Source organism: Sorangium sp. So ce145 (genome assembly GCF_051525985.1).
GTDB classification, from domain to species: Bacteria; Myxococcota_A; Polyangia; order Polyangiales; family Polyangiaceae; genus Sorangium; species Sorangium cellulosum_B.
On sequence record NZ_CP150315.1, the window covers coordinates 7,127,857 to 7,140,049 of the forward strand.

The following is a 12,193-nucleotide window of genomic DNA, read 5'->3' on the forward strand; positions in this document are numbered from 1 at the left end:
CCTGGCCCGCACCGGGATCAGCCCTCGTCCGGCGCGCCGCCTCGGTCGCTGCCGGACGCGCCGCTGCCGTTCGGCTTCTTCGCCTTGCGCGCGGTGCGCGCGAGCAGCGGCGGCACGTGCGCGTCGACCTCGCCGATCCACAGCCACATGCCGGCGCGGCGGAGCTGCTCTTCGTGACGCCGGCCGAGGAGCGTCCAGAGCCGATCGCGCGCCTCCACCGCGCTCTTCACGGGCTCCGGCGCCTTGGCCTTGGCCCCCTTGGGCTTGAGGAGCGAGAGGAGCTGATCGCCGATGGCCGCGGTCTCGTCGATCTGCGCCCTGGTGATCGCGGTCTTGCCTTTGACCTCCGCGGCGTGGTCGCGGAAGAGCTGGGCGAGGTCCACGCAGTCCTGCACCATGTCGCGCGCGCCGCTGCCGGCCATGATCTTCTTCACCCGCTGGGCCGGCAGGACGCCCGCCTTCATGAGGGCCACCGCCGCGCTGAGCAGGAGGTCGCGGAGCTCGTGCGCGCGCTGGAGGAGCTTCTTCGTGGTGCCCGGCGACGAGCGGTCCACCTGCGCCGCAGCGTAGACCAGGCCGAGGGAGAGCCGGCCGAGCGACTTCATCGCGCCGAGGTCGAAGGGAGCGGGCAGCTTCAGGAGCTCGGCCTCGTGCGGCCCCACCGCGTCGAGCCCCGCGCGGATGTTGTGATGGACGAGCGCGACGTCCGCGCGGAGTGGGCGGATCTCGCGCGCGGGGAGGCGTCGCGCTTCTTCCATGAACTCGGCGGCTGCCTCGGCCGAGCCCGGGAGCGCGGGAGCGCCGCCTTCGCGGTCAGGCGCCGCGGCGGGCGTCTTCTGGTTGTTCTTGTCGTTGTTCTTGCCGGCGGGCTTCTTCTTTGCGGGTGCTCTCGGCATCGCATGTCCTCGCTGGGTGGGCGTCCTCGACAGTAAAGTACGCGCTGGGCGAGGGGGCCGGGAAGAGGTTCCGTGCGAGTAGCCAAGACGCGCCTTCCGCCTGCGCACGCCGCGCCGTCCCCCATCGCCCGGCGCAGCCGAGCGATGGGGGACGGCGCGGCGGCGACTGCTGCACGGCGGTCTCGAGAGGGTCCGCCACCTTGCCGGGACCACTGCACGGCGGCCTCGTGGAGAGTCCGCCACCTTGCCGGGACCACTGCACGGTGGTCTCGCGAGGGTCCACTACCTTGCCGGGACCACTGCACGGCGGTCTCGCGGAGGCTCGCCACCTCGCCGCGACCGGCGCATCGCGGTCTCACGAGGGGCTCACGACTTTGCCGCGACCACCCCACGACTGTGTCCTGCCAGCCCAGGGAGTTGCCGCCATCCGCGGGATCACAGGGGGGCATTCTTGCCAAGTGACAAGTAGATCTTGGCGCTGACGCGCGGCCCCGCGCTGCGCCGGCGCGGTGGACGTACTGGAGCGCCTCGCCGGCGAGCCTGCGCTCGAACTCACCGAGCGGCGTTCCGGTGAGCAGGAGGGTGGCGAGGCAGGGATCTGCCGCGCTCCTCGCGCACCGTCGCAAGGAAGGTCTCGAGGTGCTCGCGCCTCACGCTCGCGGGGCGACGACGCGCTCTCCTTGGCCTGGATCCAGCGAGCCGGGGAGGAGCACAGGATACGGCTCGGGTCGCTTCAGGGCGGCGGCGATGACGTCGATCGGATCGCCGGCGGCGGGCTGCCAGCCTCGTGCTGCGGCGCGCTCGTCGCGGCGCGCACCGCCTGTGCCGGCCTGTGCCAGCATGCCGTCGCGCGACGTGCCGCCGCTGGCTCCGGAATGCTGCGCCTGAGGCCAGCGCGGCCCGAGTCAGGGCGCTGGATGCGCTGCGATCGTGGCGCTCGCTTCGCGGACGCGAGGATGCCCCGGCACGCCGCTTGAATGGTGTCCGAGTCAAGAATCACAGGCGTCGTACACACGACAAAAAACGGTGAGCATGCCGCAGTTGGGGCTTGACCGTCTCCGAAGCGTTTGGAGCTCCTTCTCCCCGAACCATTTGCCTTGATCGCCGTCGCTGGCGGGCGCGAGCCGGCGCTCGTTCACGCCGGCGACCACATCAACACAAGGAAGCGCCATGAAAGCAAGAGTCCTGACCACCCTGTGCTTGACTGTCTTCGGTCTGGCCGCGCTCGCCGGCGAGGCGACGGCGGCCTGGGATGAGCCCCGCAGCCCCTTCGATTACCTCGCCAACCTCAGCACGAACGGCTCCATAACAGAGCGCCTGTTCCAGGGGCAGCGCATCACCGCCTCGGGCTGCTACTATCAGCTCGGCATGGACCACGATGGCGAGATGAAGATCTGGGCCGGTGCCAGCGGCTCTGTCGTATGGTCCACCCATACGGGCGGCGCCGGCGCGTTCGCCGTGATGCACCACACCGGCGAGCTGGTCGTCCGTGACTGGACCGGCGATGCCCTCTGGCGGTCAGGCACCACCGAGTGGCCGGGGGCGCACACGAGGATCCTGGAGGACGGCCGTGCTGCTGTGGTGGGCGTTCTCAACTTTCCCCCAGACCATGAACTCTTCGGGGAAGAGCTCATCTTCTACAGCACCAACCCTCCCGACGAGGATCCGATCGGATCGACTGTCTGCCCGAGATCCGAGAAGACGGAGGTCCACTGGAACGCCGATATCCCGGGTGGAGATTATGCGGCGCACTGGCTGTCCTACGCGCACATGTCTTCCTGCGGCGACCGATGCGCGGCCGACCCGCAATGCGAGGCGTTCACCTATGTTCCTCCGGGCGTGCAAGGAGCGCAGGCCCGCTGCTGGCTGAAGTCCAGCGTTTCTTCCCCCACGGCCTCTACGGGGATGGTGTCCGGCCGCATCTTCCGGCATGATCCTGCGAACGATTGGTGAACACGCGCGGATCATCCTGCGCTCGCCTCCCATGGCGAGCGCAGGAGGCGCGCTGTGACCACGGCGCTCCGCGTCCCGGCGCCGCTCCTGTGCTGGTCCGCCGACGTCCCTGACGCAACGTCCACCGCAGGCTCCCGGCGGCTCGGCAAGACCTCCCGCGCGACCAGAAACGCCTCCGTCAACGCGGATCTAGGAGGCTAGGACGTCGCATGCCCGTTCTACCGCCCAGTCGGCGGTCGTCGGGGCGCCTCGGGTCGGTCGGCGCTGCGCGACCGAGCGCGTTTGCCCCCCACGGAGCAGGCTCGCCCAGTCGATGCGCGCACCGACTGGCTTCGTGACGCCGGTGCCGAGGCTGGTGCGCGGACCGCTCTGCGCGGCCGGGGCGCTCGCCTCCGAGGGGGGCGCGAGCGGCGCGCCGTCGCGCTCCACGCTCACGGGTACCGCAGCGCCGGACCCCGGCTTCGGCGGCTTGCTCTTCGGAGGTTTCGGCGATGACCTCGTCGCGCTCGCCGCTGGCACACGCGCCTCAGCGCCCCCTCACGACCGCCTTGCACTGCACCGGCTGCCGGCTCTCCTGGCCGTACAGGACGAGCGCGAGCGTGCCGCCGCCGGCGCCCTGCGCTGCCTCGCTCCGCCGCGCCGCCGCGGGGCCAAGCCCGCCGCGCGCGCCGAGCGGCGCCGCGGGCGTCGGCCCCGCGAAGCGCGCGATGAGCTTCTTCACGACGCCGGGCGGCTCGAAGAAGCCGAGGCCGCCCTCGTAGCGCTCGTCGCGCACGACGAGCTCCACGGCGTCGAGGCACGCGCGCTCGCGCGACCACCGGATCACCGCGACGCCGGCCGTCCCGGCCGCGGTGATCCCCGGCAGCGCGCCGGGCACCAGGCCGATCTCCGTGTCGAACGACAGGACCACGCGCGCCTCTCCGGCGCGCGGCGCGCAGGCGGGGTCACCGCCCGCGCCGAGCGCGCCGAGCGGGGCGAGGGCTTCCTCGGGCCCCAGGGTGCCGAGCACGGGGTCGACCGGCGAGAGCACCGCGCCGCCGTCTCCGGCGACCGCCACGAAGACGGGCGCGCCCGCGCGAGCGCCCGCGCCGAAGGCGAAGCGTGCTCGCTGCGCCGCCGTCGCGCGCGCGGTGCGCTGCACGTGGAGCTCCCGGATCGCCGGAGGCGGCGCGCCGCCCCCTGGCCGCGCGAGAGGGGCCTCGCCGCGCGCGCCGCGGAGGTCGACCGAGCTCACCGCGAGGCCGTCGTGCCGCGGGCTCAGGAACACCGCGCGATCGCCGAGATCGACGCCGATCGCGGGCTGGGGGGCGCAGCCGCCGACCGGCCGCGTGACGCGCGCGGCCTCCAGCAGGCCGGCGAGGCACGCCTCCGCGGGGCCGGCCGCGACCGGGGCCACACGACCGTCGCGATCGATGACGAGCCCGATCGGCGCCTCGTACGGCCGGTACGCGAGCTGGAGCAGCCCGGCGCTCGCGAGCGGAACGGTGGCGCGGTGGATCTCGGCGCGCAGGTCGAGCGGCGCGATCCACGCGAGCTCGGCGTCGGCAAAGGAGGGGCTCGGCAGGCTGCCGCTGCCCGCCTGGCCAACGCTGCCCGACTGGCCGACGTTGAACGACGGCAGCGCCAGCATCCCGAGGGTGCCGAGCCGCAGCGTGCCCGCCATGCGCGAGGGCGGCGCGGCGACGGCGCCAAACCCGGACGACTCCGGCACGCGCGCGGCGTCGAGCGGCCCCGCGAAGCTGCAGGCGAGCCGCGCGAGGGGCGGCGCCGGAGGTCGCGCCGCCCTGTCGCGATCCGGCGCGGGCCGCGCGAGGGGCGGCTCCGCCATGGCCGCGCCGGGCGGCGACGCGGCGCGGCCTCCGACGCCGCCGCCGGAGCGCGGGGCCGACGCCCACCCGAGCCGGAGGAAGGTGCCGAGGCTGCAGCCCACCGCCGAGCAGGCGTTGAGGCGCGCGGCCCCTCCGCCCGGCGGCGGCGCGACGCGCGCCCACCGCTGCCCTCGATCGATCGTCTCGAAGAGCTCGCCGTCCTCGGTCTCGGCAAGCGCGAAGGGGCCCGACGCCGCGATCGAGCGCGCGCGCGCCGGCACGGCGTGGCGGCGCAGCCGGCCGGCGGGGTCGATCGTGATCGGCGCGGGATCGGCCGCGTAGCCGTGCACCGGGAGCCAGCCCTCGATGGCGCCGTCCGCGCGCGCGACGAGCGCGCGCGAGAGCAGCTCCGCCTGCTCCTCGCCGTACGGAGGCCAGAGGAGCGGCGGCTCGCCCCGCGCGAGCCGCACGACGCGCAGCGCGCCGCGCACCTCGACGCGCTCGCCGTCCGGCAGGAACGTGCCGGGGCGCGCGATGAGCGCGACCGCGCCCCCGCCGCGGCGCGGGATCCAGGCGAGGACGTCGCTCGCGTCCGCCGCGTCGAGGCGGTGCTCGACCCAGTCCCCCGGCCCGCGCCGCACACAGAACACCGCGCTCTGTTGCGTCGCGTCGCCGCCGAGCGCCCCCTGAGAGAGCGCGCGGAGATCGATCCGCGGCCTCGGCCGCCCCTCGCATGGCCCCACGTAACCGAGCGCCTCGCCGTCGACGCCGACGAAGCGATCGGTCTCCCGCACCGGCTCGGGCAGGAGCTCGAACGAGCGCTCGACGCGGAGCGCGCGCGCGTCGCTGGAGAGGTCGACGACGCTCGCGCGCTCCGGGCCGGCGCAGACCGCGAGCAGCGCGTCGCCCGCGCGGAACGGCGCGCACGCGCCGCTGCCCGGCGGGAGCGGCGCGACGGACGAGGCGCGGCCGGTGGCGAGGTCGACGCGGCCGACGAGGCCGTCCACGGCGAGCGCGGCCCCGCCGTCGGCGAGCGGCAGGCCCGAGGCGACCGCGTCCGCGAGCTGCTCGAAGGGCGCGCGGCCGAGCCACACGGGATCGACGCCGGCCGCCGGCGCTGCGCGCCGCGCGCGGGGCTCGCCGAGGCGACCGCTCGGCTCGACGGCGCGCTCGAGGCCGAAGGGCAGCGAGGCGACGATCTCCTCGCCGCGGACGTCGAGCGCGATCGCATCGCCGAGCTCCGCCGTCACGTCGCGGTACGAAGCGCCCGCGTCCAGCGTGAGAAGCGCGCGCCCGAAGACGGTCAGGACGAGCGCGCGGCGCTCGCTGGCCGCCGCGGCCGCGACGAGGGACGGCGAGCCGAGCGGCCGCAGCGCGCCGCTCGCGCCCTGGACGACGAAGCTCCCGGCCGCGGTGAGCAGCCCGATGCCGTCGAGCCATGGGAACGCGCCGGCGACGTCGCCCGGCAGGGTCGCGAGCTTGCGGAGCTCCCCGCCGAAGCTCTCGGCGGCGTAGAGGTCGCCGCCGCTCCAGAACAGGTAGCGCGCGGCGCGCGCGACGCCGACTGCGCGCCCGCCGGGCCGGGCCCACGCGGGGAACGCCGCGCCGCCGGCGAGCACCACGCGGTCCGCGCCCAGCGGCTCGAGCCGATCGACGCCGTGCAGCTCGGCGCGCTGGCCGTTGACGATCGCCCTGTCGACCTCCCGGCCGTCGATGACCACGCGTTCGACCAGGCCGACGAGGTAGGGCTGCGCGACGTACCGCGCCGGGCCGAGCGCGACGGTCGAGGAGGCGCGGGGAGGCGGTTCGAGCGCGCCGGGCGGCGCGGCCGCCGGCTCGGCCGCGCCGCACGCCGCGAGCGCGAGCGCGAGCGCGGCGAGAAGAGGAGCCACGACATCTTCGGCGGTCATGCGGGTGCTGCCTCGGCGGGCGCGAGTGGTGCCGCTCTGCGCGGCGCCGAGCGCGATGCTACCCGCGAAACGTGTCGGCCTTGAGGTTGTACCGCCTCATCCAGCGGTGCACCTGCACGCGATCCCTCCCCAGCACGCGCGCCACGGCGGCGACGTTCCCCTGGTGCCTCGCCAGGAGATCCCGAAGCACGCTCTCCTCCGGGGAGGTCCTCGGCGGCAGCGGCCCGCCCGGCGGGGACGCTCCGTCCTCCGCGGGCTCCTCGTCGTACTGCGGGTAGACCGTGGCGCGGGAGTCCTCCGCGAGCGGGCTCGCGAGGGCAGCGCCCCGGGCCCCGTACGTCTTCATCCGATCGCGGATGCTGTCGCTGAGATCCTGGATGCCGAACTCGGCGCCGCGATCCGCGGCGGCCCAGCGCTTCAGGAGCGCCTCGAGCTCCCGCACATTGTAGGGGAAATCGTGGTGGAGCAGGGCCGTCATGGAGACCATGCTGGGCCGGATCTCGGACCGGCCGTGGCGCGCCGCGAGCGCTGTGCAGAGCAAGAACATGTCTTCCTTGCGCTCGCGGAGGGGGGGCAGGGTCACGCTGTGCTCGTTCAGGCGACCGAACAGATCGGCGCGGAAGGCGCCCGTCTGCTGGAGCTTGTCGAGATCGCGGTGCGTGGCGGCGACGATCCGCACGTCGATCCGCTCGGCCTGCGTCCCGCCGAGCGGCGTGAACTCCTTCGACTGGATCACCCGGAGGAGCTTCGCCTGGGCTTCCGCCGGCATGTCCCCGATCTCGTCGAGGAAGAGCGTGCCCTCGTGGGCCGCGCGGAGGATGCCCGCCCTGTCGCGGTCGGCGCCCGAGAACGCGCCGCGCCGGTGCCCGAAGAGCTCCCCCTCGACGAGGGCGGCGGGGATGGCGGCGCAGTTGACGGCCAGGAACGGGCCGCGCCGGCCGCTCCAGTCGTGGAGCTGCTGGGCGAAGATCTCCTTTCCCGTCCCGCTCTCACCGCGAACCAGCACCGAGAGCTCGCTGCGCGCGATCTCGTACAGGCTGCGGGCGAGGGTCCGGGTCTGGTAGCCGCCCACGATCCGCCCCATCGAGAAGCTCGGCGGCCCCTCCTGCGAGCCCGGCGCCTCGACGTAGGCCCCGTCGATGCGGTAGCGGGCGTAGCTCTCGACGTCGCGCTCGACGAACTTGAAGATGGCGTCGCCGACCCGGACCTGGTCGAGGTGCGCGATGGGCGCCTCCGTGACGAACGCGCCGTTGCAGAGCGTGCCGTTGCGGCCGCCGAGGTCGGTCAGCCGCCAGACGCCGCCCCGCCGCTCGATCCGGGCATGATGGCGCGAAGCGCTCCGCGTCGGCACGGACACATCCGCGGTCGGATCGCGGCCGAGGACCGAGCCTCGCTCGAGCACGGGGTACGCAGGACGGAACTGCTCGTAGTTGTCGGCGTAGAGCAACACGAGCCCCGCCCCGGCGCTGTTCTGCCGAGAGAACGGAGCACGAAATTGCATTGACGCTGTACTATCGATGTCCTTCGACCGTTCTGTCCCGTCGCCGTGCATTGGGAATGGTGATGGTACCAACCTATCCGTCCGCCGGGCGCATCATTCGTCCGAGCCGATCGTGCTCGCGGAGGGATCTTCGGAGCGGCTGACCCACATCCGCGCCGCGCCTCAGCCGTCCTCGGGGCGCGCGCCCACGGAGCACACGAGGCGCTGCGTCGTCGCCTGCGCTCGCAGCGCGCCTTGTCCTGCGCCGGCGCCGCCCCCCTGCCCCCGCGCGGCCGTCCACCGCGCGATCAGCGCCGCGTCCTCCGCGCGCTCACCGCGCCGCCTCGAGTCGGAGGCCGCGACGTGCAGCGCTTCGAGGCAGACGCGCTCGCGCCCCCAGCGCACCTGCGCGAGGCCCTGGTTCCCGAGCGCGATCGCGGGCAGCGCCCTCCGATCGAGGCGCAGCGCGCGCTCCGGATCGAGCGCGACGAGCGCGCGCCACGCGCCTTTCTGGGCGCGGCAGCGCGCGTCGCTGGCGGCGGTCAGCGTCGCCCAGGGCGCGAGCGCGACCACCTCGCCCGCGGTCCCCCCCATGCGGTCCAGCACCGCCGCGCCCGCGATCTCGAGGGCCGAGCCGTCGAGCACCAGCACGCCGGCCTCCCCATCGTCCCGCCACGCGAGGGTCATCGGCCGGCCCCGGAGCTCCTCGCGATCGAGCGCCACGAGGCGCGCAGGCCGCCGGGGCTCCGGCGTGTGCTCCTCGACGGCCACGCGGCGCCGGAGCTCGCCGAGCACGAGCGCGCGGCCAGGACCGAGCAAGAGACCCGGGGCCCGCCCCGGCGCGGTGTCCGCGTAACTTCGGCGCGGCTCGAACGCCGGGAGCGCCCGCGCGCCCTGCGGGCCGAGCAGCAGCTCGCCCCCCTCGGCGAGGACGAGCAGCCCGACCTCGCCGCTCGCGGCGAGCAGCGGGATCGACGCGCCGCGCTTCCCGCCGTGCCCGCCGCGCAGCGCGAGCTCGGTCGCGTTCAGCCGCAGCGCCTCGCCGCGCAGATCGAACGGCGGGAGGTAGAGCACGCTGTGCGTCCGGAGCGCCGCGGCCTTCGGGCCTCCCTTTCCCGGCGCCGCGCCGCCCTTGCCCGACGCCGCTCCGTTGGGCGGCGCCTCCTCCGGCGCGGCCTCCTCGGCGGGCGGCGCCTCCTCGGCCGGCCGCGCGGCGCGCCCAGGCGCCGGCGCGTCGGCGACGACCTCGAGCGTCTCGGCATACGACGTCGGCACGGTCCATCGCTCCGAGCCAGCCTCGGGCGCGGCGCGCGGGCGCAGCGCCTGCAGCTCGATCGGCGCACAGGAGAGCGACGGCAGCGCCTGCGGCGGCTCGTCGATCCGGCCGACGCCGCCCACGCAAGCCGCCGTGTCCGCCCCGGCGGCGCCCGCGCGGCTGGCCTCCGCCGCCCCGCAGCCGGGACCCGGCGCGGCGGCAATGGCCGGCGACGGCTCGCCCGCGCCCCAGCCGAGCCGCACCACGCCGCTCAACGCACAGCCGAGCGCGGAGCACCCGCCCTGGAACGACGGCGGGGGCATCGGTGAGCGCCCGGCGGCGCGCCACGTCCGGCCGTGATCGAGCGTCTCGTAGAGCTCCGCGCCGGCCGTGACGAGCACGCCGTGGTCGCCGGTCACCACCATCCCCGCCGGATCCGGCGGCAGGGCGTGCGGCGAGACCGTCCCGTCCTCCGCGATCGTGACGCCCAGGCTCGCCTGCCCGACGGGATCGGGCCACTCGACCGACGACAGCCACCCGTCGACCCCGCCGTCCTCGCGCGCGCGGAAGCGCCTGTCGACGAGCGCCCGTGTCCCGTCGCGCAGGGGCGGCGTCCAGTACCAGCCGGGGAGGTGCCCGCGGAGCTGCACGACCCGCGCGCCCCCCTCGTCGCGGCCCCGCGGCGCCCCGGCGGGCGCTGGCAGCCGCGCGTCGCGCTCGCCCCTCAGCAGCGCGATCGCGCTCCCGTCCCGGCGCGGCGCCCAGCCGACCAGCGCCTGCGACTCGCCGAGCTCGACCGCGTGCTCGACCCAGTCGCCCGGGCCGCGCCGCACGCAGATCCTCGGGTGGATCACGACCTCGCCGTAGCGGCGATCTCGCTCCTCGTCGCTGGCGACCCGCGGCGACGCCGCGCAGCCGCCGACGTAGCCGAGCGCGCCGCCGTCGTCGGCCACGAAGAACCCTTCGTCGCTGAAGGAGCGCTCCATCCGCGGCGCCTCGCCGCGCTCGGAGCGCAGGACGTAGCTGCCGAAGCCGTCGTAATCGTCCCACACGCAGAGGAAGAGCGGCCCGTCCTCCGCGGGCACCGGCGCGCAGCCCAGCCCGTCCGGGAGCCAGCCGGAGAACCGCTCGCGCACCGCGCCCGTGCTCACGTCGATCCGCGCGACGCCGCCCTCGAACACGCCGAGCGCGGTCCCGTCGGGCAAGAGCGCGCCCGCGGAGACGGCCGCCGCGAGCGGCGCGAGATCGTCGAGGACGGGGGCGTCGCGCGAGGCGGCCTGGGCGCCCGCGAAGAGCAGCTGGAACGACCCGCTCGGCCAGCTCGAGCGGAGGTCGCCGTCGGGCCGGCCGAGCGAGCCGTCCGGGAGGACGGCCACGCGCCCGAGCGCCGTGTCGAGCGAGAGCGCGTCCGGAGCGACGCTCAGCGCGCGCACGGCGAGCCCGAGCCGCTGGCCGGCGTCGATCCACGTCCTGCCGCCGTCCGCCGTCGTCGCGGCGCGGCCGAAGACGTCGAGGCGCGCCGCGCGCGCGGCGTCCAGCGCGGCCAGATCGTGGATGGCCGGCATGTCGAGCGCCCGGCCCCGATCCTCGCCCGGCAGGAGCTCCCGCGGCCCCTGCTCCATGAAGACAACGACGCCTCGCAGGCCGTTGCGGGCGCCCCGCACCGCGCCGCCGCCGCCGAGCGCCACCTCCGCGAGCGGCCCCGTGAAGCCGCGCGAGCGGAACGCCCTGCGCCGGGTCCAGTGCAGGAAGCCCCCGCCGAGGTGGGGCGCGATCGCGAGCGATCCGACGACCGGCTCGCCGGACGCCCACAGATCGGCCTCCCACGCCGCCGCGGCGACGCGCCCGCCTCCGCCGAGCTCGAGCCGCGCGCCCTCCGTGACGACGCGCGCCGCGACGGCCGCGGCCGGTCCGTCGTGTGTTGCCCGGAACACGCCCTCGGAGAGCGCCTGGAAATAGCGCGCCCCTGCCGGGGCAGCGCTGGCGGAGCCGGTCGCGCCCGGCGCACGCGCGGCCCGAGCAGCTCCCGCGCCGCTCGCCGGGCTCGGCTCGGGCGCGCGCGCGCAGGCGGCCGCGAGGAGAGCCGAGATCAGACCGAGCGAGCGCACCAGCATCCGGGGAAAGCACGACGGTATCCGTTGCCGCGCCCCCGTCCAGCGTCGATCCACGTCCTCGCCCCCACACCCTCACCCCCGGCGACCGCGCCCGTCGTCCCCGGTTCCTGCGCTCCTCGCCCTCGGCGCCCGCGCGCCATCGCGCAGCGGCGTCGTAAGCTGCAGCCGCGGCGCCCTGCGCCCGCCCGGAAAGCCTGTGCACTCCCCTCCCCGCCCCCGACGACCCACCCGCGACGAGCTCCTCGCCGCCGCCGGCAAGACGGTGCCGGACGTCATCGCCCCGGACCTCGACGTCCTCTTCTGCGGCATCAACCCGGGTCTCTACACCGCCGCCGTCGGGCACAACTTCGCCCGCCCCGGCAACCGGTTCTGGCCGGCGCTGCACGCCGGCGGATTCACCGATCGCGTGCTCTCCCCGTCCGAGGAGCGCGAGCTGCTGGAGCTGGGGTATGGGATCACCAACGTGGTCGAGCGCGCGACCGCATCGGCGGACGAGCTGTCCGCCGAGGAGCTCGCCGCGGGCGGGCGGCGGCTCGAGACCACGGTGCGACGCTACCGCCCTCGCTTCCTCGCCGTGCTCGGGATTGGCGCCTATCGAGGCGCGTTCGGCAGGCCCCGCGCCGTGCCGGGCCCCCAGACAGAGACGCTCGGCGCAACGCGGCTCTGGGTGCTGCCGAACCCCAGCGGGCTCAACGCCAGCTACCAGCCGGACAGGCTCGCTGCGATGTTCCGCGCCCTCCGCGAGGCGGTCACGTCGACCCGGGCCACGCGGTGAGC

General features: G+C 75.6%; 7 protein-coding genes. 2 read left to right on the forward strand and 5 right to left on the reverse strand.

Annotation, left to right across the window (positions count from 1 at the left end; genetic code table 11):
• Positions 1 to 17: 17 nt before the first annotated feature.
• Positions 18 to 896, reverse strand: a complete 879-nt coding sequence (locus WMF34_RS26245; RefSeq protein ID WP_437989477.1) for a hypothetical protein — start codon at positions 894 to 896, stop codon at positions 18 to 20.
• A 650-nt stretch (positions 897 to 1,546) separates the two neighbouring features.
• Positions 1,547 to 1,738 (reverse strand): hypothetical protein, encoded by a 192-nt coding sequence (locus tag WMF34_RS26250; RefSeq protein ID WP_437989478.1) that lies wholly within the window; start codon positions 1,736 to 1,738, stop codon positions 1,547 to 1,549.
• A gap of 328 nt (positions 1,739 to 2,066) precedes the next feature.
• Between WMF34_RS26250 and WMF34_RS26255 the strand changes: the two genes are divergently transcribed.
• A complete protein-coding gene (locus tag WMF34_RS26255; RefSeq protein ID WP_437989479.1) occupies positions 2,067 to 2,849 on the forward strand; it encodes a PAN domain-containing protein in 783 nt (260 codons plus the stop codon).
• Positions 2,850 to 3,375: 526 nt separating this feature from the next.
• Here the strand turns inward: WMF34_RS26255 and WMF34_RS26260 are convergent.
• The 3 genes from WMF34_RS26260 to WMF34_RS26270 form a co-directional block, all read right to left on the reverse strand.
• Entirely contained in the window at positions 3,376 to 6,567 is a 3,192-nt protein-coding gene (locus WMF34_RS26260; RefSeq protein ID WP_437989480.1) for a hypothetical protein, read from the reverse strand.
• A gap of 58 nt (positions 6,568 to 6,625) precedes the next feature.
• Entirely contained in the window at positions 6,626 to 8,068 is a 1,443-nt protein-coding gene (locus WMF34_RS26265) for a sigma 54-interacting transcriptional regulator (RefSeq protein ID WP_437989481.1), read from the reverse strand.
• Positions 8,069 to 8,230: 162 nt separating this feature from the next.
• A complete protein-coding gene (locus tag WMF34_RS26270; RefSeq protein ID WP_437989482.1) occupies positions 8,231 to 11,416 on the reverse strand; it encodes a hypothetical protein in 3,186 nt (1,061 codons plus the stop codon).
• 262 nt (positions 11,417 to 11,678) lie between these two features.
• Between WMF34_RS26270 and mug the strand changes: the two genes are divergently transcribed.
• The gene (mug, locus tag WMF34_RS26275; RefSeq protein ID WP_437994668.1) at positions 11,679 to 12,191 is read left to right on the forward strand and encodes a G/U mismatch-specific DNA glycosylase; all 513 of its coding nucleotides are present in this window, start codon (positions 11,679 to 11,681) and stop codon (positions 12,189 to 12,191) included.
• Positions 12,192 to 12,193 lie beyond the last annotated feature (2 nt).

What these genes read in the sequence shown, in the direction of transcription:
- WMF34_RS26255 (WP_437989479.1), top strand. Translation starts at nt 2,067, where the DNA reads ATGAAAGCAAGAGTCCTGACCACCCTGTGCTTGACTGTCTTCGGTCTG.
- WMF34_RS26260 (WP_437989480.1), bottom strand. Translation starts at nt 6,567, where the DNA reads ATGACCGCCGAAGATGTCGTGGCTCCTCTTCTCGCCGCGCTCGCGCTC.
- WMF34_RS26250 (WP_437989478.1), bottom strand. Translation starts at nt 1,738, where the DNA reads ATGCTGGCACAGGCCGGCACAGGCGGTGCGCGCCGCGACGAGCGCGCC.
- WMF34_RS26265 (WP_437989481.1), bottom strand. Translation starts at nt 8,068, where the DNA reads ATGCAATTTCGTGCTCCGTTCTCTCGGCAGAACAGCGCCGGGGCGGGG.
- WMF34_RS26245 (WP_437989477.1), bottom strand. Translation starts at nt 896, where the DNA reads ATGCCGAGAGCACCCGCAAAGAAGAAGCCCGCCGGCAAGAACAACGAC.
- WMF34_RS26270 (WP_437989482.1), bottom strand. Translation starts at nt 11,416, where the DNA reads ATGCTGGTGCGCTCGCTCGGTCTGATCTCGGCTCTCCTCGCGGCCGCC.